Source organism: Brevibacillus thermoruber 423 (assembly GCF_000454065.1).
GTDB classification, from domain to species: Bacteria; Bacillota; Bacilli; order Brevibacillales; family Brevibacillaceae; genus Brevibacillus; species Brevibacillus thermoruber.
The window spans coordinates 459,663-480,117 of the sequence record NZ_KE695649.1 but is presented as its reverse complement, the minus strand read 5'-3'; the positions used below and the strand labels follow the sequence as shown (position 1 = coordinate 480,117).

Annotated in this window: 20 protein-coding genes, 1 pseudogene and 1 riboswitch; of the genes and pseudogenes, 3 read left to right on the top strand and 18 right to left on the bottom strand. The window is 59.6% G+C overall.

Features of this window, described 5'->3' with window-relative positions; translation table 11 throughout:
* Positions 1-32: 32 nt before the first annotated feature.
* From M516_RS22970 to M516_RS25155, 8 genes and pseudogenes are all read right to left on the bottom strand, one after another.
* Entirely contained in the window at positions 33-1,088 is a 1,056-nt protein-coding gene (locus M516_RS22970; RefSeq protein ID WP_338010429.1) for an aldehyde dehydrogenase family protein, read from the bottom strand.
* Positions 1,013-1,486, bottom strand: coding sequence for an aldehyde dehydrogenase family protein (locus M516_RS26240; RefSeq protein WP_338010428.1), 474 nt, complete (start codon positions 1,484-1,486; stop codon positions 1,013-1,015). Before M516_RS26240 ends, M516_RS22970 begins: the two co-directional genes overlap by 76 nt.
* 219 nt (positions 1,487-1,705) lie before the next feature.
* Positions 1,706-2,704, bottom strand: a complete 999-nt coding sequence (locus tag M516_RS0107300; protein ID WP_029098541.1) for a LacI family DNA-binding transcriptional regulator — start codon at positions 2,702-2,704, stop codon at positions 1,706-1,708.
* Between the two features lie 572 nt (positions 2,705-3,276).
* Positions 3,277-4,587 (bottom strand): nucleobase:cation symporter-2 family protein, encoded by a 1,311-nt coding sequence (locus M516_RS0107295; RefSeq protein ID WP_029098540.1) that lies wholly within the window; start codon positions 4,585-4,587, stop codon positions 3,277-3,279.
* A 42-nt stretch (positions 4,588-4,629) separates the two neighbouring features.
* Complete coding sequence (locus M516_RS0107290) at positions 4,630-5,220, bottom strand: xanthine phosphoribosyltransferase (protein WP_029098539.1); 591 nt, start codon at positions 5,218-5,220, stop codon at positions 4,630-4,632.
* Positions 5,221-5,428: 208 nt separating this feature from the next.
* Positions 5,429-5,530, bottom strand: a riboswitch (purine riboswitch).
* A 122-nt stretch (positions 5,531-5,652) separates the two neighbouring features.
* Positions 5,653-6,723, bottom strand: coding sequence for a ribosome small subunit-dependent GTPase A (gene rsgA / locus M516_RS0107285; protein WP_029098538.1), 1,071 nt, complete (start codon positions 6,721-6,723; stop codon positions 5,653-5,655).
* A 298-nt stretch (positions 6,724-7,021) separates the two neighbouring features.
* Positions 7,022-7,252, bottom strand: coding sequence for a hypothetical protein (locus M516_RS22965; protein ID WP_035289064.1), 231 nt, complete (start codon positions 7,250-7,252; stop codon positions 7,022-7,024).
* 72 nt (positions 7,253-7,324) lie between these two features.
* Positions 7,325-7,444 (bottom strand): annotated as a pseudogene (locus M516_RS25155) (VOC family protein); the annotation flags it as partial.
* A gap of 99 nt (positions 7,445-7,543) precedes the next feature.
* Here M516_RS25155 and M516_RS0107265 point away from each other — a divergent pair.
* Positions 7,544-8,407 carry a metal-dependent hydrolase gene (locus tag M516_RS0107265; RefSeq protein WP_029098537.1) on the top strand — a complete coding sequence of 288 codons (864 nt, stop codon included), beginning with the start codon at positions 7,544-7,546 and terminating at the stop codon, positions 8,405-8,407.
* 334 nt (positions 8,408-8,741) lie between these two features.
* Here the strand turns inward: M516_RS0107265 and M516_RS0107255 are convergent, their stop codons facing one another.
* The 6 genes from M516_RS0107255 to M516_RS0107230 form a co-directional block, all read right to left on the bottom strand.
* Positions 8,742-9,227 (bottom strand): hypothetical protein, encoded by a 486-nt coding sequence (locus M516_RS0107255; protein WP_029098535.1) that lies wholly within the window; start codon positions 9,225-9,227, stop codon positions 8,742-8,744.
* A gap of 89 nt (positions 9,228-9,316) precedes the next feature.
* Positions 9,317-10,135, bottom strand: a complete 819-nt coding sequence (locus tag M516_RS0107250) for an alpha/beta fold hydrolase (protein ID WP_029098534.1) — start codon at positions 10,133-10,135, stop codon at positions 9,317-9,319.
* A 225-nt stretch (positions 10,136-10,360) separates the two neighbouring features.
* Positions 10,361-11,416, bottom strand: coding sequence for an ABC transporter substrate-binding protein (locus tag M516_RS0107245; RefSeq protein ID WP_029098533.1), 1,056 nt, complete (start codon positions 11,414-11,416; stop codon positions 10,361-10,363).
* A gap of 42 nt (positions 11,417-11,458) precedes the next feature.
* Positions 11,459-12,250: an ABC transporter permease gene (locus M516_RS0107240; protein ID WP_029098532.1), complete on the bottom strand. Its 792-nt coding sequence runs from the start codon at positions 12,248-12,250 to the stop codon at positions 11,459-11,461.
* Complete coding sequence (locus M516_RS0107235) at positions 12,247-13,056, bottom strand: ABC transporter permease (RefSeq protein WP_255309675.1); 810 nt, start codon at positions 13,054-13,056, stop codon at positions 12,247-12,249. The genes M516_RS0107240 and M516_RS0107235 overlap by 4 nt, the downstream gene beginning before the upstream one ends.
* A gap of 38 nt (positions 13,057-13,094) precedes the next feature.
* Positions 13,095-14,081 carry an ABC transporter ATP-binding protein gene (locus M516_RS0107230; RefSeq protein WP_029098530.1) on the bottom strand — a complete coding sequence of 329 codons (987 nt, stop codon included), beginning with the start codon at positions 14,079-14,081 and terminating at the stop codon, positions 13,095-13,097.
* 284 nt (positions 14,082-14,365) lie between these two features.
* On the opposite strand from M516_RS0107230, the gene M516_RS0107225 reads away from it, so the two are divergent.
* Entirely contained in the window at positions 14,366-15,241 is an 876-nt protein-coding gene (locus M516_RS0107225; RefSeq protein WP_029098529.1) for a LysR family transcriptional regulator, read from the top strand.
* A gap of 7 nt (positions 15,242-15,248) precedes the next feature.
* On the opposite strand, the gene M516_RS0107220 is transcribed toward M516_RS0107225, so the two are convergent.
* Positions 15,249-16,241: a YeiH family protein gene (locus tag M516_RS0107220; protein WP_035289061.1), complete on the bottom strand. Its 993-nt coding sequence runs from the start codon at positions 16,239-16,241 to the stop codon at positions 15,249-15,251.
* Positions 16,242-16,428: 187 nt separating this feature from the next.
* Between M516_RS0107220 and M516_RS0107215 the strand changes: the two genes are divergently transcribed.
* On the top strand, positions 16,429-16,974 hold the full coding sequence (locus M516_RS0107215) for a PadR family transcriptional regulator (RefSeq protein ID WP_029098527.1): 546 nt from the start codon (positions 16,429-16,431) through the stop codon (positions 16,972-16,974).
* A gap of 56 nt (positions 16,975-17,030) precedes the next feature.
* Here M516_RS0107215 and rbsB read toward each other — a convergent pair whose 3' ends face one another.
* From rbsB to M516_RS0107200, 3 genes are read right to left on the bottom strand one after another with little or no spacing between them, the layout of a single operon-like run.
* Positions 17,031-17,984 carry a ribose ABC transporter substrate-binding protein RbsB gene (gene rbsB / locus M516_RS0107210; RefSeq protein ID WP_029098526.1) on the bottom strand — a complete coding sequence of 318 codons (954 nt, stop codon included), beginning with the start codon at positions 17,982-17,984 and terminating at the stop codon, positions 17,031-17,033.
* A gap of 24 nt (positions 17,985-18,008) precedes the next feature.
* Complete coding sequence (locus tag M516_RS0107205) at positions 18,009-18,935, bottom strand: ABC transporter permease (protein ID WP_029098525.1); 927 nt, start codon at positions 18,933-18,935, stop codon at positions 18,009-18,011.
* Positions 18,925-20,433 carry a sugar ABC transporter ATP-binding protein gene (locus tag M516_RS0107200; RefSeq protein WP_029098524.1) on the bottom strand — a complete coding sequence of 503 codons (1,509 nt, stop codon included), beginning with the start codon at positions 20,431-20,433 and terminating at the stop codon, positions 18,925-18,927. Before M516_RS0107200 ends, M516_RS0107205 begins: the two co-directional genes overlap by 11 nt.
* Between the last annotated feature and the right edge of the window lie 22 nt (positions 20,434-20,455).

Genomic DNA, 20,455 nt, shown 5'->3' with positions numbered 1-20,455 from the left:
CATTCCTCTCCCATCCTGTACGTATTTTTCGTCTACAGCAGCTTCACACCGATAAATTTCACTTCGGTCATGTCCTCAACGGCATATTTCACGCCTTCTTTTCCGATCCCGCTACGTTTTACGCCACCGTAAGGATAGTTGTCCTGGCGAACGGTTGACACGTCGTTAATCCAGACCCCGCCTGTTTCCAGCTTGTCGGCCAGGCGAAACGCGCGATTGATATCCGACGTGAAAACGCCCGCCTGCAGGCCATAATCGGAATCGTTCGCGAGTGATACCGCTTCTTCTTCCGTGTCAAACGGGATGACGACAACGAGAGGGCCAAATACTTCCTGACAAACGACTTTCATGTCCGGCTTGACATCCACAAGAACGGTGGGATGGTAAATGGCTCCTTCCCGTTTGCCGCCCGTGAGCACTTTCGCGCCGTTTTCTACCGCTTCCTGCACCCATTGTTCCACGCGTACGGCCACCTCCTCCGTAATCAGCGGACCTACATCCGTTGTTTCCTCGGCTGGATTCCCTACCCGCAGGCTCGCCACCCGCGGCACAAACCGATCGAGGAACGTCTGGTACAGCGTCTTTTGCACATAGATGCGCTGCACCGAGATGCACGCTTGACCGGCATAGGCAAAACCGCCCGTCACGATGCTGGAAATCGCTGCGTCCAGGTTGGCATCCTCGAAGATAAGATTGGGCGCATTCGAGCCCAGCTCCAGGGTTACTTTTTTGCTGCCCGCCAGTTGCTTGATTTTGTAGCCGACCGGCCCGCTTCCCGTGAAGGTCACCTTCTTTACCAGCGGGTGGGTGACAAGCGGTTCCCCCAGATCCGGACCGGTGCCCATCACGACATGCAAAGCCCCTTTCGGCAGCCCCGCCTGAAGCAGCAGCTTGGCGAGTTTCAACGCGGACAGCGGCGTTTTTTCGGCCGGCTTTACGACCACTGTGCAGCCTGCCGCAATGGCCGAGGCCACCTTGTGCAAAACGAGATTCAGCGGGAAATTGAACGGCGTTATGGCGGCGACCACTCCAACCGGATACCGGCGGGCAAATCCGATTCGGTTTTCTCCGCCGACCGCACTGTCCATTTTGATGGTTCGCCGTCGTTTGCCTTCGCCACGTCGGCAGCGAAACGCAAAACCTGCACCGCACGTCCCACTTCTCCCCGCGCATCGCGGATCGGCTTGCCCGCTTCACGAGACAGGAGGTGAGCAAAGTCCTCCCTTTGAGCCTCGAGGGCATCGGCCGCTTTCCGCAAAATCTCGGACCGCTGGTATGCGGGCATTTTTTTCATGGTTTGCTGAAAGACCCGGTGGGCGGTTTGGATGGCATGTTCCAGATCTTCTTTCGTCGCAAAGTCCACAAGACCGACCAGTTCGCCATTGTACGGACTGCGAACCTCGTGTCGAATCCGGCCGCCCCCGGTAACCTCGTTTCCGTCGATGAGGGAGCCGACGTGCATGACGGTGATCTCACTTTGATTCATCTCCACCACTCCTCCTATGGGTCGTTACATCCATAAAAAACGCTTTTTTGACATGTGCGTTGGCAAGCAGTTCCTTCCCCGTTCCTTCCAGTGCGATTGCTCCATTCTCCAGAACTTCAAGCGCATGTAAAAACCTCTTGATCAGATGCTTATTCTTGAATGCGCTTCCAAATGAATACGTATTCAAAAAACATCCAAAAGCAGGTGTCCTGGCCATGTTTACTTGCGGCGGGCAGTCGTCTTTCGAACAATAAGCTCGGGCTGCAGCACAATCTGTCGTGGCTGTTTCGGGCGGCCCCCTTGCTGAATCATCTCCATCAGGTTTTCGGCTGCAATCTCCCCCATCTTGAACTTGTGATGACCGATACTTGTCAATTGGATGGCGCGATGGGAGGAAATCTTGATGTCATCAATCCCGACCAGACTTACGTCATCCGGGATGGACAGGCCCATCGACATGATGGTATCCATGCAGGCCAACGCCATGGTGTCAGTCGCGCAGATGATCGCCGTGGGCGGTTCATCCAGGTTCATCAGCTTCCAGGTGATTTTTTCCACCTCGGCCACCGTCGTTTTCGTAATAAACACCAGGTGCGGATCGATTTCGATGCCGGCTTCTCTCATCGCTTTTTCAAACCCCGTTTTCCGTTCAAGAAAGGTGGAGATAGTGGGGTCGCCCGTAATGTAGGCGATCCGTTCATGTCCCAGGTCCAACAGGTGTTTGGTAATCATTTCGCCTGCCATCGTGTTGTCCAGGACAACGTAATTCCCCCCGTTCCTCGGGCGGCGGTTGAAAAACATGTACGGGATGCCGGACTGCTCGATTTCGTGAAACAGGGGATCGTCCAGCAGGATGGATGACATCAGGATGCCGTCAACCTTGTTTCCCATCACGGTGTCAACAATGTCTTTCAGCTTTGCCTCGCCCTCAAAGTACACCATGGTTTTGTAGCCGTGTTTGGTAGCCAGGTTGATAATGGAGTCGGTGGTTTCCACGAAAAATCCGTTTTTGAGCGTACCGGAAATCAAGGCGATGGTTTTCGTACTGTTCGTCACTAGGCTCCTGGCAATGAGATTGGGCTGATAGCGCAGGATTTCCATCGCCTGCAGCACCTTTTTTCGCGTCTCGGGCTTCACGCTTTTCGCGTTGTTCAGTACGCGGGAAACGGTGGCTTGGGACACACCCGCCAATTTTGCAACATCTTTGGAGGAGATCATGGAACGTTACCTCGAATGTATACGTATTCATTGGCAGAAATTAGTATACTGGCTGTTTTGTGATTTGTCTATATTTTTTTATATTTAAGAATTTTGGTCTTGCTTTCTCGTCCACTTCCTGTGGAAACAACGAATCATAAAAGAACGGTTATACAGTGAAGGTAAATTCGCACCTAAGGCACATCAAAACGCGATCAGCCAAAAAATTAGAGACACTCTGGCAATCCTTTTATCATAACAAAAGCCGAAAGGGGACTGTTTGCACAGTCCCCTTTTAACATATGGACACCGGTAGCGCTGTCGATGCGCTACGAAACTGAGGTAATTCAGTATATGCGGTGTATCTGTAATATTTCCTGAAATCATCCAAAACATGACGGAAAAGACTGGAGACAGGCACAGATTTTAGTCCGTACCTGTCTCTAAAATAAGGTGTCCGACAGCATTTCTGCTGTTAAAGTAAGGTTACCTCTAACCTATACCAAGGCGTTGACTAGAGTCAACGGGTTATTGCAACTACGAATACGCTGGTAAAAGGTCCATGGACAGGCGGAGGAAGATTCCTTTTTTCCCTACGCCTCTGTAACGGTGCCCGTATGGACCGGCGTAGAGCGTTTTTGTGTTTGCCTGCCGTGCACGAGCAGCATGTTCAACACGACGGCGGTGATGGAACCGGTGACGATGCCGTTTTGCAGGATCATTTTCGCCATCGTCGGCAGTTGATCAAACATCTGCGGGACGGCAGCGGATCCAAGCCCGACGGCGATGCTGCAGGCGGCAATCAGCAGGTTCTCGTTCTGGCGCAAATCGACTTGCGACAAAATGTTGATCCCGGATGCCACCACCATGCCGAACATGGCGATCATCGCGCCTCCCAGCACCGGATTGGGAATGACGGTGGTCAGCGCGGCCAGCTTCGGGAGCAGGCCGAGCACCACGAGAATGCCGCCGGCGGCAACCATTACGTCACGGGTCTTGATTTGCGTCAGGGACACCAGGCCGACGTTCTGCGAAAAGGCGGTGTAGGGGAAGGCGTTGAAAATCCCGCCAAGCATGATCGCGATCCCTTCGCCGCGCAATCCTTTGACGACGTCCTGGCTGCTGACGTCCTTGTCCGTCACTCTGCCGAGAGCAAAATAGACGCCGGTCGACTCCACCATGCTGATGATGTTCACGAGAATCATGGTGAGAATCGCAACGATGTGAAACTCGGGCACCCCGAAATAGAACGGCTGTACGATGCTGACCCAGGATGCCTCTGTCACGGCGTCAAAATGGACCATGCCCATCGCGTACGCCGCTGCCGTTCCGATCACCAGGCCGAGCAGCACCGAGATGGCGCGAATAAAACCGGTAAAAAGGCGATTGATAAGCAAAATGATGACCAATGTTCCGAATGCCAGCAGCAGGTTGCGGGGTTGGCCGAAGTCCGGGCTGCCTGCACCGCCGGCGGCGTTGTTCATGGCGACGGGAATCAACGACAGCCCGATGATCGTAACCACGGAGCCCTGGACGACGGTCGGGAAAAAGCGCAGCAGTTTGCCGAAGAGCGGCGCGGCCAGCACGACAAACAGACCGGAGACGATGATCGCTCCGTAGGCGGTGGCCAGGTTGCTGCCGGAGGCGATGGCGATAATCGGCCCCACCGCGGTAAACGTACAGCCGAGCACGACCGGCAGTCTGATCCCGGTGTAGCGCGTGCCGATCACCTGCAGCAGGGTGGCCAGTCCGCAGGTGAACAGGTCGGCCGCGATCAGGTAGGCGATCTGGGTGGGCGCCAGGTTCAGCGCGCCGCCGATAATCAGCGGCACGATTACCGCCCCCGCGTACATGGCCAATACGTGCTGCATGCCCAGCGTCAGCAGTTTTTGTTTGGACAGCATGAGTGTTCTCCTCCCTGTGAATGGGATTCCCCGCGTACCCGACTAGACGCGAGCGGACACAGGCTCGATAAACTGGATGGCGCCCGGCTGCATCGATTTGATGCGGGCCAGCGACTCGACGCGGACGCCCATCTGCTCCAACAGACCGCGCCCTTCCTGGAAGCTTTTTTCGATCACCGTGCCGACGCCGACGAGGTGCGCCCCCGCTTCCTTTACGATTGTAGCCAACCCCACCAGCGCCGCCCCGGTGGCGAGAAAGTCGTCGACGATCAGGACCCGGTCATGGGACGACAGGTACGGTTTGGCGATGCTGATTTGGTACGTCTCCTGGCGGGTAAAGGAGTGGACGGGTACCGAATACACCTCATCGCTCAAGGTGACGGCTTTTTTCTTTTTCGCGTAGACAAACGGCACGCCCAGCGCGTACGCGGTCGCCATCGCGAAGTGAATGCCGCTCGCTTCCACCGTCAGCACCCTGCTGACCCGCTCTCCGCGGAAGATCTCGGCGAACGCTTGGCCGATCTTCATCGTCAACTGCGGGTCTACCTGATGATTCAAAAACGCGTCCACCTTCAACACCGTGTCGGACAGCACCTTGCCGTCCCGGACGATTCGCTCCTTCAACTCTTTCACGTTGTTCTCCTCCTCCTATCGGCTGCACGGCCACAAAACAAGAAAACCCAGAGCGGACAGTTCACCGGCTGGCAGGCAGACCAACTCCAAGTGAAACCTGTCCCTCTGGGCTTTTTTCCCTCAGGTGTAGCACGAATGACGTGCCAGCGCCGCTCGGACCGGACTTTTGTCGGACGGCCGCGACACGGACCGGCAGGCAAAACGGAACCCTAGGCGCTCTTTCACTCGTAGTCAGGCGATTTACGGTCACCTGGTAGAAACTTATGGGCCATATTCCCAAAATTATACGAGCTTGCGTCGATGTTCGGTTGATACTGACAAATCTACCACACTACCTGTCGGCGGGGCAAGCGTAATTTTGCGGCAGCCGGCCAAAAAAAGCGCGAACCCTCGCACTGCGCGAGGGTTCGTCAGGCTGGGATGACGGGCCGCCTACCGCTTGGGCTTGGCGTGGCGCATCGCCATCGTGATTTTCTTCCACTTTGTTTTTTCGGCCGCCTGCAGTCTGGCGTCATCCTTGCGGGCCAGATGGGCCAGTTCCCGCTGCAGCTTCCGATAGCTGTCAAAGCGGGCCCGCTCCAGCGAACCGTCGGCCAGCGCCGCCTGAACCGCACAGCCGGGCTCCCGTCCGTGGCGGCAGTCGCGAAAGCGGCAGGCTTCCGCCAGTGTTTCAATGTCGTCAAAGGCGTCGCGGAACCCGTCGTCCGCCTCCCACAACTGCAGTTCCCGCATGCCCGGCGTGTCGATCATCAGGCCGCCGGCGGGCAGCCGGAACAGCTCGCGGTGCGTCGTGGTGTGCCGGCCGCGGTCGTCTTTCCTGCGCACGTCGTTGACCCGCTGAAGGTCCATGCCGGCCAGCCGGTTGATCAGCGTGGATTTGCCCACCCCGGAGGAGCCCAGCAGCGCGACGGTCTGCCCCTCCCGCAGGTACGGGGCCAGGCTGTCCAGCCCCTCGCCCCGTTCGGCGCTGATCACGTGGATCGGCACCCCGACGGCGACCGACTCCACTTCGGCCACCTTGCGCTCCACATCCTCGCACAAATCGGCCTTGCTCAACACGATGACCGGGTTGGCCCCGCTTTCCCACGCCAAGATTAGATAGCGCTCCATCCGGCGCAGGTTAAAATCGTTGTTCAACGCGTTGACAAGAAACACGGTATCCACGTTGGAGGCGACGATCTGCTCCTCCACCGTCTCGCCCGCCGCCCTGCGGGAAAACTTGCTCATGCGCGGGAGCACGGCGTGGATGGACGCCCGTTTCTCCTCGACGCGGGGGCTGATGACCACCCAATCCCCCACCGCCGGATAGTCCTCCCGTCCGGTGGCCGCATAGCGGAACCTGCCTGTCACTTCCCCCAAGAGCTCGCCGTGTTCCGTTACCACGCGGTACAATCGTTTGTGTTCCAGGACAATGCGCCCCACACTTACATCCTGCTCCGCAAACGGAGCGAAGTGGGCTGCGAAATGGTCGTTCCAGCCCCATGCCTGCAAATCGTTGTTCACGTACGGATTCCTCCTGCAAAAGGTTTTGTCTGGTCCAAACAAACAGGCCCACAACCCGTCACAGGGAATCCTCTGGCAAGAAGAACGGTTACCTTCCGGCTGAAAGGAGGATTCCCGTGACCCCAACAGCTTGAACAATCTCAACAATCGGCGTTTTTACCATATGGACATCTCTCCTTTCAGACCGGCGAACCGGGTCTGGTGATGTGATTACCGCTTATTGTACCACGGTTGAATGGGGAGCAACAGTACGGGATGCCCGTTTTTTGAGCCGGGCTTTCCGCCGCACGCGACGGCGTCAATCGCCGCCACCGCCGCCTCCACCGTCGCTTCCTCCTCCGCTGTCTCCGTCTCCCCAGATGCCGTCGGAATCGCGGTCTTTGCCGTCGCTATCGACGTAGAACGGCCCGGGCGACGCACCGTCACCGCCGGACGCGGAGGATCGTCGGATGCCCGCCTTTTTGGCGGTCGACACGAGCACCAACAGCAGGAAGATCAACAATACGGCAACTATGATGATTGCTTCCATCTTTCTCCACCCCAGGATTTGCAATTTTTGTCTGCTGTTTCATTATACCATGCATCGGCGGCCGGACGGACAGGCCTGCGGCGTCATCTGCTCCTGGCGATGCACGACGAATCCCACTTGTTCCGTCCAGAACCGCAGGGCGGCCTGCTGGTCTTCCACGTAAACGGCTACAGTTGCAATGCGTGTGATCATCGGTATGTACCTCCTTCAGGGGCTGTCCCCGCTGTTTGCCGGGATGATTCTATGGTACGCTTACCTTACATGCTGTGCAGCGGGAGGGGTTTCTCATACATGGATACAGTCACACATGCGCTCATCGGCGCGGTTCTCTACAGGTCCATTCGCACCGAACACCTGTCCAAAGCGGAAAAACGGGCGCTCTTGTTTACCTCGCTGGCCGGCAGCGAACTGCCCGACATCGACGTCGTCTCCCAATTGTGGGACACAGGCGGCCAGTATCTGATGTGGCATCGCGGCATTACCCACTCCGTCTTTCTCGTGCCGGTGTGGGCGGCGCTCTTGACCGCCGCCGCCCGATTGTGGTGGCGGGTCGCAGACAAGCGCATCTTCCCGCTCGCCATGCTCGCCGTCTTTGTCCACATCACCACCGACATTTTCAACCCGTGGGGCACCGGCTACTGGGAGCCGTTTTCCCGGGAGCGCGTCGCCATCGGCACCGTCCCGATCATCGACCTGGTCATGTGGGCGATCATTCTCGCCGGCTATCTCTTCAGCCGGTTCGGCAGATGGCCGCGCCATCTCGTCTTCCGCGCCGCCGCCTGCCTGCTGGTGCTGGAAATCGCCAGCCAGACGGTGCAGGGACTGATCGTCAAGCATTCGTTCGCGGACCGGTACGATCAGGTCGTGCTGGCCGCCGACTTTTTGCCCGGTTCGTACAAGGTGATCGGCAAACAGGGAACCACCGTGGACATTCACCGCGCCTCCGTCTGGTCCCAGCCGGTGCTGCTTCATCGCCTCACCTCCGCCGAACAGGCCGACCTGACGCCGCTGTTTGCGCAAAATCCGGCCGCCCGCACGCTCTATCAGTGGGCGCCGATGGTGGTCGTCGTCGACACGCCCGAGCGGCTGGCCGTCTACGATCCGCGCTTTTGGGACCGGGGCGGGTCGTTTTTGTACGAGTCCATCGACAAGTAGCTGGGACACGATCACGGCTATCAGCCCGCCGCGTCAGCGAATCGGCGGCCAGAATGTTGGCTGTCCGAAACATCCGAAACGCGCGGCGGGCGAAGCAGTACGCCTGATCTGCATCCCTTTCCCCTATTCCCGTCCGGTATCGTGAAGAGGGATAAAGATCGACTTCTCTTCGTCATAGTGATAGACGTGGGTGAGCTGTTTGGTCGAACTTGTTCGAGAGATGTCCTCGTTATAGATGTAGGTAGTCTGCTGATAATAAAGCTTTCTCGTATTATCCTCGGTATAAATTGTGCCGATCGTCTGATGAAACGGAGGAGGGCCGTTCGCCAACAGATCATATGCCAAGCCGCTCCACACTTCCTTGTACCCCTGCTTCGTGTATGAGAGCAGCTGGTAATTGTTCTTCTGCACACCCGAACCGCCAACGCCGAAACGAAATCATTTGATCACCGGCACCGTGAACCTGTACCCCATACACAGGCTCTTGTTTGCCATACACTTCCTTGTACACACCGTTTTCTTCGGCGTACAGCACAAACCAGCCTTCCAAATGGCTCGTAGTCAGAAAGGCGGCGATTTCGGGGGACTTTCTCGTTCGATTCATGCGCAGCGTAACCAGCGTAACATCCTCTTTGTCGATAAGATGCGGTTGACTAAACTTCTGTTTAAATGAATCGAACGGCCATTCGGGGATGGCGGATGAACGCTCGACCGCTGCATCGGATGGCTGCTGTTCCGCCTGCTGGCCGGACGGTTGTACACAGCCCACCGCCATCACCGCAATCACGGCGATGATCAGCCATTTTCCTGCTCGCATCATTGCTTTTCGTTCCTTTCTCGCTTTGCAATGATTGGTGCACTCCATGTTGGACGGTCTGCCTTCCCCCGTGTCTTCGCAGCGGTTTCCCTTTACTTCCGCCCCAGGAAGTCGAGCACCAGCCGGTTGAACGCCTCCGGCTGATCCATCGGCGGAATGTGGGCCGACGCCTCCAGCACCGCTTTTTCCGCGCCGGGTATGCGTGCCGCCAGCTCGTCGGCAATCTGCAAAAAGTCCTCGTAGTCTCTGCCGCCGGCAATCACCAGCGTCGGCGCCTGGATCTCTTCCAGCCAGTCTTTCGGCAGCGGTGACAGCCACGCGGGCATTTGCGTCACCGGCGGCAGCGAGTACGCATGCGCGGTCATCTGCCGGAAGCCCTCCCTCGCTTCCCCCGCCTCCGAGTTGACCGGATGATCCGGCCCGTCAAACCACATCCGCGCCGTCAACTCCACCGCCTCTTCCCGGGTGCCTGATTCGAACAGCTCCGCCAAGCGGCCGGCGTCCCGCTGCCGCCGTTCCGATCGCGGATGGCCGAGCAGACCGGAAGAGACGAGTACGAGCCGCTTCACCATCTCCGGCCAGGCCAGGGCAAACTCCTGGGCCACCGTCCCGCCGAATGACAGGCCGACGACATGGGCCCGTTTCACGCCCAATCCCTCCAGCACGGCGCGGGCATCCCCGTACAGCGTATAGGGGCCCTCCCCGATGGGCGTCCGGCCCATGCCGCGCAGATCAAAGCGGATGACGCGATAGGTTTGGGCAAACACCGCCGCCTGTCTCTCCCACATGCGCGTGTCCAGATTAATTCCGTGAATCAGCAGCAGCGGCTCTCCCGTTCCCTGTGCTTCGTAGTAGAAGCGGGTGCCGTTGGCTTCGATCCATCCGGATTGCGTTACGAGATCGATTTCCATTTTTTATCACCCTGCCACCACTATTGCACACATCACTCGGATGTGTCCAGACAATTCACACAACACGCGCACCTCCCCGGAGATTCCGGATGTCACGAGCGGATTGCGATATGCGCCGAAAAAAAAAAAAAAAAACACCGGCCCGGCACACGGGAGATGTCCCCGCTGCCGGGCCGGATGCACGCGTCCTGCCGCCGCCATGCGTGCGGTGGAACGGGACTGCGCTTATTCGCGGCCGCTCTTCAGTTCGGTCCAGTATCGGTCGTACTCCTGCAGCGTGTCGCCCACGTCGACGAGCCATTCGGCCCGGTCGATGTCCGCTTTGTCCAGGAAGATCATCTTGTTGGAGCGGTACGCTTCGCTGTGCAGCGGGTACGCCTTTTCGTTCGGGTTGCTGTAGCCGATAAACTCGTAGTTTTTCACGCTGACTTCCGGGTCCATCAGGTAGTTGATGAACTTCTCCGCCAGTTCCTTGTGCTTGGCTCCTTTGGGAATGGCCAGCGTGTCCGCCCAGATCGTGGCGCCCTCTTTCGGGATGACGTACGCGACGTCCTTGTTTTGGGCGTTGATAAACGACGCGTCGCCGGACCAGACGGTGCCGATCCACGCTTCTTCGGCGATCATCTTCTGCTTGATGTTGTCCGTGTCAAACGCGATCACGCTGGGCAAAAGGCCCTTCAGATCCTTGAACGCCTTCTCCAGTTCCCCCTTGTCTTTGGTGCTGTTGGAGAAGCCGTTTTTGATCAGCGCCATGCCCAGGACTTCGCGCGGGTCGTTCAGCAGGATGACGCGCCCCTTGTACGCGGGGTTCCACAGGTCCTGCCAGCTCGTGATCGGCTCTTTCACGTACTTCTTGTTGTAGGCGATCCCCGTGATGCCCCAGGTGTACACGATGGAATACTTGCTGCCCGGGTCAAACGGCGGCGTCTGGAACGTGGAGACGATGTTCTTCAGGTTGGGAATGTTCTCCTTGTTCAGCTCTTCCAGCAGGCCGAGCTGGATCATCGTTCCCACCATGTAGTCGGACGGCTGGATCAGGTCGTAGCCGGAAGCGCCCGCCTGGATCTTGGCCAGCATCTCCTCGTTGCTGCCGTACACGTCGTAGTTTACCTTGACGTTGTACTTCTGCTCAAACTCTTTGATCACATCCGGGTTAAAATTGTCGGCCCAACTGTAGATGTTCAGCACCTGCTCCTCCTGCTGCGAAGAGGAGCAGCCGACGGCGGAAAAAGCGAGGATGGCGGACATCGCGCCGATCAACAGGGACTTCAGCACTTTCATGTGACGATTTCAACCTCCCGTAAACGGATGTTTGGGTCCTGGTTACAACGTAATGGATTTGGAGTCCTTGCGCCGAAGCAGCTCGGCGACGACCACCAGCAGCACCGTGCAGGCGATCAGCAGCGTGGAGAGCGCGTTTACCTCCGGCGACACGCCCCGTTTGACCAGGCCGTAGATGTACAGCGGCAGCGTCGTCGAGTTGGGGCCCGCGACAAAGAACGAAATGATGAAGTCGTCCAGCGAAAGCGTAAAGGACATGAGAAACCCGGCGAGAATGCTGGGCGAGATCAGCGGCAGGGTCACATGGCGCAGCGTCTCCCAGGGCGTGGCGCCCAAATCCTGCGCCGCCTCTTCCAGTTCGCTGCCCATGTCGGCCAGCCGCGCCGCGATGATCACCATCACAAACGGCATGCTGAAGGTGACATGCGCCATCACCAGCGTCGCTTTGCCCAGCTCGACGTGCAGTTGGCTGAACAGCACCAGCAGCGACAGCCCCATCATGATTTCCGGGATGACGATCGGCAGGTAGATCAGGGCATGGACGATGCTGCGCCAGCGGAGCGAGAAGTGCTTCATCGCCAGCGCCGCCGCCGTGCCCAGGAGCGTTGCCAGCACGCTGCTGATCAGCGCGATGGTCACGCTGTTGCCCAGCGCCTCCATCACCTGCCGGTTTTCAAACAAAGAGACGTACCACTTCCACGTGAACCCGCTCCAGACGGCGTTGATGCGCGACTGGTTGAACGAATACAGCATCAGGATGGCGATCGGCAGGTACAAAAATACCAGCATCGCCCAGGAATAACCGGAAAGCGCTCGGCGCCGCCAGGTGTTCATGCCGCTCCCTCCTTCGCCCCGGCCGCGTTGGCGGCCCGGTAGTAGAGGAAGATCAAAAGCATCGACAAAAGCATCAGGACGATCGAGAGCGCCGAGCCAAACGGCCAGTCGCGGGCGGAGAGGAACTGGTTCTGGATGACGTTGCCGATCAGGGCCGATTTCGCTCCGCCCATCACGTCAGGCACGACGAACATCCCGATGGACGACACGAAGACCAGAATGGAACCGGTGACCACGCCCGACTTGGTCATCGGCAGGGTGACGTGCCAAAAGGCTTTCCACGGCGTCGCGCCCAGGTCGTACGCCGCCTCCAGCTTGCGCCGGTCCATCTGCTCCAGCGAGACGTAGATCGGCAGCACCATGAACGGCAGCAGGGTGTAGACCATCCCCAGCAGCACCGAGCCGGAGTTGTACAAGAGCGGCAGCGGTTCGTCGATCAGGCCGAGCGACTGCAGCACAGTGTTGACCACGCCCTGCGAGCGCAGGATGATCACCCAGGCGTACGAGCGAACGAGAAAATTGATCCAAAACGGAATCATGACCAAGAGCAGCCAGACCTGCTGGGCCGACCGCCGCAAGCGCGAGATGTGGTACGCCAGCGGGTAGCCGCAGACGAGCGAGATGAACGTCGTCAGCACGGAAACGGCCAGCGTGTCCAGGAAGATGTCTCCGTACAGCGGATCGATGATGCGCGCGTAGTTGTCCAGCGTCCCCTGATACACGATCTGGCCGTAAGTGCCGCGCTTCAAAAAGGAAAGGGCGGCGATCATCAGCAGCGGCAGGACGAAGAGCGCCCCCAGCCACATGAGGGCCGGCAGCGCCAAGAGCTTGAGCCGTTTGGTGGTCAGCACCGGAGCGTCACCTCGTCCTCGGGCGCCCATCCGATCGCCACTTGATCGCCCGCTCGCCAGCCGCGGCTGTCGCCGGCGTATTCGTGGGCCAGCACGGTCATGTCCTCATCGTACAGCCGAATGTACAGCTTGCGCAGGTTGCCGAGAAACACCATGTCCGTGATCTGGCCGGTCATGCGGTGCTTATCCGGCTCCACTTCAAGCGGATACAGCCTGATTTTCTCCGGCCGGACGGCAATGCTGGCGTCGCCGCTGCGGAAGATGTTGTTTTCGCCGATAAACGTGGCGACAAACAGGGTGCGCGGATGGTTGTAAATCTCAGCCGGCGAGGCGATCTGCTCGATCCGCCCCTTGTTCATGACCGCGATCCGGTCGGACATGGCCATCGCCTCTTCCTGGTCGTGCGTCACGTAGACAAAGGTAATGCCTAAATTTTTCTGCAAATTTTTCAATTCCAACTGCAGGCTTTTGCGCAGTTGATAGTCCAGCGCCCCCAACGGCTCGTCCAAAAGCAGCACCTTCGGGTTGTTGACGATCGCCCGGGCGATGGCCACCCGCTGCTGCTGCCCGCCGGACAACTGCTTCGGCGTCCGCTTGCGCAGCTCGGCGAGATGCGTGTACTGCAGGACTTCTTCCAGCCGCCGCTGCTGTTCGGCCGCAGGCACTTTCTTCATTTTCAAGCCGAACAGGATGTTCTCTTCCACCGTCATGTGCGGAAACAGGGCGTACTGCTGGAACACCATGTTCATGTCGCGCCTGTAGGGGGGAACGTTGGTCAACGGCTTCCCGTCCAGAAAGATCTCCCCGGCCGTCGGCTCCTCAAAACCGGCGATCATGCGCAGCAGTGTTGTTTTGCCGCAGCCGCTCGGCCCCAGCAGCGTCAGAAATTCCCCTTCTGCGATGGAAAGGGACAGGGGAGGAATCACCACGGAACCGGAAAAGTGCTTTTCAATTGACTCCAGGGCAATGATCGTTTTCATCTGGTCATCTTCTCACCATATGTCAAAATACTCATAACCAATCTAGGTAAATATATCGTGGATGACACGTTTTGTAAACAGGTGGAGACTCCTGTCGATCAAATTTTTCCGAGCGGGTTATGCGGGTTTTGGCGCGATGGCGGCCGGGGCCGGGCGAGGAGCCGTGTGCCGCGCGTCCGGCCGCTTCTGCCGGCGCTGTCGACCAAACAGGCTTGGACAACCGTGCGGCGCTGCCTGTATGCTACAAGAAGAATCCAGACCAATGATCAGGGGGGCTTTTATACATGTTGGAAGCGTTCAAGCTGTTCGTCACCGTCTACGAACAAAAAAGCTTTTCCCGCGCAGCCGCGCTGCTTCACCTCTCACAGCCCGGCGTCAGCGTGCACGTGCAGCACATCGAAGCGGAGCTGGGCGCGAAGCTGTTTCACCGCACCCCCAAACAGGTAAAGCCCACCCAGGCGGGTGAGCTGTTTTACCGCAAGGCCAAGCAGATTCTCTCGCTCTACCAGGAGGCGCAGCAGGAGATCCAGCAGCTTCAGGGGACCGTCAGCGGCCTGTTGAAGATCGGCGCCAGCTTTACCATCGGCGAATACCTGCTGCCCAAGCTGCTGGCGGAATACGCCGCCCGCTATCCGTCGGTGGCGGCGGAAGTGACCATCGCCAACACGGAGCAGATCAACCAGGCGGTCCGCGCCAACGAACTGGACGTGGGGCTGGTGGAAGGGGACGTGCCGCCATCCGATCTGCACGTGGAGCCGTTTTACAAGGACGAACTGGTGCTGGTCGCCGCCGTCGATCACCCGCTGACCCGGCTGAGAAGCGTGTCCGTCGACCACCTGCACGATCAGGTGTGGATCTTCCGGGAGAGCGGTTCCGGGACGCGCGCCTACAGCGACAGGCTGATCCGGCAGTGGGAGCTGCGGGTCGCCCATTCGTACGTGTTCAGCAGCAGCCAGGGTGTAAAGGAGGCGGTGGCGGCCGGACTGGGGATCGCCCTGCTCTCCCGGCTGATCGTCGACAAGGAGCTGGCCAGCGGCGAACTGGCCGTGATTCCCATGGCCAAACAGCGTTTTTCTCGTGACTTCTGCGTGCTGAAGCCAGCCGGCGAACCGGCCAGCAGGGCGCTGCAGGTGTTTCTCGACAGGGTAAAAACGCTGTAGCCCGATTCTACTGAATGTATGCCAACAGCCGGACCAGCCCGTAACCGAACAGGGAGAGCAGCACGGAGCCGGCCAGTCCGGCGGTCAGGGCCCTGGTCCCGTGACGGCGGAAGGCGCCCGGATCCGCATTCAGTCCCAGTCCGGCCATGGCCATTGCCATCAACAGGTACGCCAGCCGCACGAGCCGATCCGCCCAGTCGGCGGGCACGATGCCCAGCGAATGGACGCCGCTTGCCGCCAGGAACCCAAAGAGAAACCAGGGCAGCGTCACCTTTTTCCACCCTTCGCCCTGTTCCTCCCGCTCCTGCCGGGCGGCCCACCAGCCGATCAACAGCGCGACGGGAACGAGCAGCGCCACCCGCGTCAGCTTGGCGACCACGGCCACATCGAGCGCAGCGCTGCCCGCCGGGGCTGCCGCCGCCAGCACGTGCGCGATTTCATGCAGCGTCGCACCGGAAAACAGCCCGTACAATTCGCTGCTCAAGCCCAAAAACGGGTAGACCAGCGTGTAGACGACCGTAAAGCCCGTTCCCAGCAGGGCGACAATCCCCGTACTGACGGCCACTTCTTCCTGCCTGGCGTTGATCTGCGAACCGACTGCCCCGACAGCGGCCGCCCCGCAGATGGCCGTGCCGCAGGCGGTCAGCATGCCGATCCGCGTCTCCACTCCCAACCAGCGGCACAAGCCGTAGACGACCAGCAGTCCGAAGACGATGTCGGCCAGCGCAATGGCCACACTGCCGGCGCCCGCCTGGACGACGTCCCCCAGGTGGAGGCGCATCCCCAAGAGCACAATCCCCGTCCGCAGCAGGATCCTGCCGGAAAAATCGATGCCCGGGACGGCGCCCGCTGTTACTCCCCGCGCCGCGCGCCACGCCATGCCCAACAGGATGGCGATCACCAGCGGGCCGACGATGGAGAGAACGGGCACGCGGGCCAGCACCTGCGCCGTCAGGGCAAGCCCCAGCGTGAGCAGCAGCCCGTGTACGTACTTCCTCATGATGATCGGTCCTCTCTCGGTATGATCTCCTTCTCTACTCTACCGTCGGATGCCGGAAAGGAAAAATACGAATGGTTGATGGCCGCGATTACGTTCGGTTATGGCGGCGGGCGACCGGGTCGAGTTGAAACCGCTTCCATCTCTACCTATAATAGTCTCAAGCTCAACGATGACAGGAGGCAACGACGTGAATACGCTTGCGTACGGACTGCTCGGGCTGGTGGCGCGCACGCCCAGCTCCGGTTATGACTTGATGCTGCAGCTTCAACCGTTTTGGCAGGCCAAGCACAGCCAGATCTACCCCCTGCTGGCCAAAATGGAGCAGGAGGGGTATGTGGAATTTACCCGCGTGCACCAGACGGACCGGCCGGACAAAAAAGTGTATTCGATTACCGAAAAGGGACGCACGGCTCTGCGGGAGTGGCTGGCGGAACCGACTTCGGAGCCGGTGTTTCGCGACGAGCTGTTTCTCAAGTCGTACTGCCTGTGGCTGACAGACGCGGAGTCGGCCCGGCACCTGTTTGCCGAGCGGGAAGCGCACTGCCGGGAGCAGCTGCAAATGTTTGAGACCTTTTTACGAGAGCTGGAGAAGGCCTGCGACGGCCTGCCGCAAGACCCCCGCACTCCCTCCTTTGGCGAATACATTTTGATCCGCCGCGGCATCAGCAGCATGCGCGAGGAAATGGAGTGGTGCCGCTGGGTGATGGACCTTTTGGACAAACCCCGGACCTAACCCACATATGCGCAAAAAACCTCCCGCCGCACAGGCAGGAGGCTCATTCTTGGGTGTTACTTTTTCGTCACCAGTTCCAGATCGACCGGGATGAAGCTGTCCACGTTTTCCCCTTTGGCCACTTTGATCGCCGTTTGCACGGCCGTCTCCCCGATGGCAGCCGGTTTTTGCGCCACGGTTGCCGCCATTTTGCCCTCGTTGACCGCTTTGACAGCATCGTCGGTAGCGTCAAAGCCGACCACCAGGATCTGTTTGCCCGCCGCTTCAATCGCCTGCAGCGCGCCCAGCGCCATTTCGTCGTTGTGGGCGAAGACGGCCTGGATGTTCTTGTTGCCCTGCAGGATGTTTTCCATGACGCTCAACCCTTTGGCGCGGTCGAAGTCAGCCGGCTGCTGGGCCACTACCTTTACGCCGTCCTTGTTGTCGACGGCTTCGTGGAACCCTTTGCCGCGGTCGCGGGCCGCGGAGGTGCCGGCGATGCCCTGCAGCTCGACGATGTTGCCCTTGCCGCCCAGCTTCTCCAGAATGAACTCGCCCGCCATTCTGCCCCCTTTTTCGTTGTCGGAGGCGATGTGGGACACGACCTTTCCGCCTTCCGCCGCGCGGTCGACGGTGATCACCGGAATGTTGGCCTTGTTGGCCGCTTCCACTGCTGTTGTGATGGCGGCGCTGTCCGTCGGGTTGATCAGGATGACGTCCACTTTTTTCTGGATCAGGTCTTCCACGCCGCTGATCTGCTTGGCGGTGTCATCCTGCGCGTCGACGACGATCAGTTGGGCGCCTGCCTCGTCTGCCGCCTTTTCCGCCCCTTCCTTGAGCGTGACAAAGAACGGGTTGTTCAGCGTGGACACGGCCAGACCGATGGTGACCTTGCCGTCTGCCGCAGCGCCGGAGCCGCCTTGGGACGACTGTTCCGGCGCCTTGTTTTCCAGACTGGACGACGTGGAGCAGCCGGCCAGCGCCGCCAGCACGAGGGACGAAGCCAACGCCATCTTCAGAAACGTTTTCATGGGTACCTTCCTCCTAAACGGTAGTTATTTATGGGATTTAGACCGGTCGAGCAATACCGCCACGAGAATGACCGCCCCTTTGACCACCGACTGGTAGAAAGAGGAGACATTGAGCAGATTGAGACCGTTGTCCAACACACCGATGATCATCGCCCCGATCAGGGTGCCGACGATCCAGCCGCGGCCGCCGGCCAGACTGGTTCCGCCCAGCACAACGGCGGCAATCGCATCCAGTTCGTACGCGGTCCCCGCCGTCGGCTGCGCCGAGTTGAGGCGGGAGGCCAGGATGATTCCGCTCAGGGCGGCAAACAGGCCGCTGATCGTGTAGACCCATACCTTCACCCGGGTCGTGCTGATGCCGGACAGCCTTGTCGCTTCCTCGTTGCTGCCGAGCGCGTAGACGTGACGCCCGAACGTCGTGTGGCGCAGGATGAAGTACAGCACGGCAAAGGAGATCAGCATCCAGATGACCGGCATCGGAATCTCCAGGAAAAAGCCTTTCCCCAGCATGGCAAAATCGGGATGCAGGCCGGTGATCGGCTTTCCTTCCGTATAGACCAGCGTCAGCCCGCGAAACACGGTCATCGTCGCCAGCGTGGCGATAAACGGGGCGACTCTTCCCTTGGCGATGATGAGGCCGTTGACGGCTCCCATCGCCATGCCGGCCAGCAGGCCGATCAGGACCGCCAGCGTCGTGTCCATCCCGCCGGCCATCAAGCCGGCCGTAATGGCGCTGGAGAGCGCCAGAATGGAGCCAACGGACAGGTCGATGCCGCCCGTCAGGATGACAAAGGTCATCCCGAACGCGATCAGGGCGTTGATGGAGATCTGCCGCAGCACGTTGAAGATGTTGCTGACGGTCAAAAAGTCGTCGCTGATCACGGACAGTACGATGACAATCAAGGCCAGCCCGAGGAGCGGGCCCATTCGCTGCAATAGGTTAAACCGCATGGGTGTTCGTCCCTCCCGTCGCCGCATGCATGATCAATTCCTGTGTCGCTTCCGCCCGCGAAAACGATCCGGTGATGCGCCCCTCGTGCATGACCAGCACCCGGTCGCTCATTCCCAGCACCTCCGGCAGTTCGGAGGAAATCATCAGGATGGCCACGCCTTCCTGGGCCAGGCGGTTCATGATGTCGTAAATCTCTTTTTTCGCCCCGATGTCGACGCCGCGGGTCGGTTCGTCCAGGATCAAAATCTTCGGCTGGGTGGCCAGCCATTTGCCGATCACCACTTTTTGCTGGTTGCCGCCGGAGAGCGAGCCGGCCGCCTGTTCCCCGCCGGCTGTCTTGATCAGCAGACGTCGAATCGTCTCGTCGCTCAACGCCTGCTCCGCCCGCCGGTTCATCACGCCCAGCGACGCGAGCTTCGCCAGATTGGGCAGCGCGATGTTTTCCCGCACCGAGAGCGGCAGTACCAGCCCCTCTTCTTTGCGGTCCTCCGTCACCAGCGCGATCCCCGCCCGGATGGCGTCGATCGGCTGGCTGATGCGGACCGGCTTGCCGTCGACGAAAATTGCGCCGCCGTCGATCCGTTCCGCGCCGAACAGCGCCTTGGCCATCTCGGTGCGCCCTGCGCCCATCAAGCCGGCCACGCCGACAATCTCGCCGCTTCGCACGGAAAAGGAGATGCCGGACAGCTTGCCGCGGACGGTGAGGTTCTCCACGCGGAGCCGTTCCTCGCCCGGCTTCACTTCCACCTTCGGGAAGCGATCCGTGATTTCCCGGCCGACCATCATTTTCACCAGCTCATCCAGGCTGGTCTCGGCCGTCCTCACCGTTCCCACGTACCTGCCGTCCCGCAGCACCGTGATCCGGTCGCTGATCTGGAAAATCTCCTCCATGCGGTGGGAAATGTAGATCATGCCCACACCTTTCCGTTTGAGGGCGGCAATCACGTCAAAGAGGGCGGCGATCTCCCGGTTGGTCAGCGCCGCCGTCGGTTCGTCCAGCACCAGGATGTCCGCCTGCATCGACAGCGCTTTGGCGATTTCGATCATCTGCTGCTGCCCGACGGACAGTTCGCCCACCGGCGTCGCCGGGTCCAGGTCGATCGCCAACTGCTCCAGCCAGCGCTTCGCTTCCGTCCGCATCCGGGACCAGTTGACGAACCCGCTTTTGCCGTAGGTAAACTCGCGGCCGAGAAAGATGTTTTCCATGATGGACAGGTGCGGGATCAGGTTCAGCTCCTGGTGGATGATGGCGATGCCCCGTTTGGCGGCGATGTCGGGGGTCATGTTCTCCTGCGTCTGCCCCTTGACGACAATCGTGCCGCCGTCCCGCTGGTAGATGCCGCCGAGAATTTTCATCAGGGTGGATTTGCCCGCCCCGTTTTCGCCCATCAGCGCCAGCACTTCGCCGCGTTTCAGGTTGAGCTGAACGCCGTCCAGCACCTTTACCCCGGGGAACGACTTGCTGATCTCCTTCATCTCCAACAAGTAGTCACTCATGCGCTCTCCCTCCCTTCGCCTC

Coding starts and splice junctions, on each gene's coding strand:
- M516_RS26240 (WP_338010428.1), bottom strand. CDS start 1,486: ATGAATCAAAGTGAGATCACCGTCATGCACGTCGGCTCCCTCATCGAC.
- M516_RS22965 (WP_035289064.1), bottom strand. CDS start 7,252: ATGGAAGCAATCATCATAGTTGCCGTATTGTTGATCTTCCTGCTGTTG.
- M516_RS0107220 (WP_035289061.1), bottom strand. CDS start 16,241: ATGAGGAAGTACGTACACGGGCTGCTGCTCACGCTGGGGCTTGCCCTG.
- M516_RS0107255 (WP_029098535.1), bottom strand. CDS start 9,227: ATGATGCGAGCAGGAAAATGGCTGATCATCGCCGTGATTGCGGTGATG.
- M516_RS0107200 (WP_029098524.1), bottom strand. CDS start 20,433: ATGAGTGACTACTTGTTGGAGATGAAGGAGATCAGCAAGTCGTTCCCC.
- M516_RS0107235 (WP_255309675.1), bottom strand. CDS start 13,056: ATGTGGCTGGGGGCGCTCTTCGTCCTGCCGCTGCTGATGATCGCCGCC.
- M516_RS0107225 (WP_029098529.1), top strand. CDS start 14,366: ATGTTGGAAGCGTTCAAGCTGTTCGTCACCGTCTACGAACAAAAAAGC.
- M516_RS0107205 (WP_029098525.1), bottom strand. CDS start 18,935: ATGCGGTTTAACCTATTGCAGCGAATGGGCCCGCTCCTCGGGCTGGCC.
- M516_RS0107265 (WP_029098537.1), top strand. CDS start 7,544: ATGGATACAGTCACACATGCGCTCATCGGCGCGGTTCTCTACAGGTCC.
- M516_RS0107240 (WP_029098532.1), bottom strand. CDS start 12,250: ATGAACACCTGGCGGCGCCGAGCGCTTTCCGGTTATTCCTGGGCGATG.
- M516_RS22970 (WP_338010429.1), bottom strand. CDS start 1,088: ATGGACAGTGCGGTCGGCGGAGAAAACCGAATCGGATTTGCCCGCCGG.
- M516_RS0107250 (WP_029098534.1), bottom strand. CDS start 10,135: ATGGAAATCGATCTCGTAACGCAATCCGGATGGATCGAAGCCAACGGC.
- rbsB (WP_029098526.1), bottom strand. CDS start 17,984: ATGAAAACGTTTCTGAAGATGGCGTTGGCTTCGTCCCTCGTGCTGGCG.
- M516_RS0107300 (WP_029098541.1), bottom strand. CDS start 2,704: ATGATCTCCTCCAAAGATGTTGCAAAATTGGCGGGTGTGTCCCAAGCC.
- M516_RS0107245 (WP_029098533.1), bottom strand. CDS start 11,416: ATGAAAGTGCTGAAGTCCCTGTTGATCGGCGCGATGTCCGCCATCCTC.
- M516_RS0107230 (WP_029098530.1), bottom strand. CDS start 14,081: ATGAAAACGATCATTGCCCTGGAGTCAATTGAAAAGCACTTTTCCGGT.
- M516_RS0107295 (WP_029098540.1), bottom strand. CDS start 4,587: ATGCTGTCCAAACAAAAACTGCTGACGCTGGGCATGCAGCACGTATTG.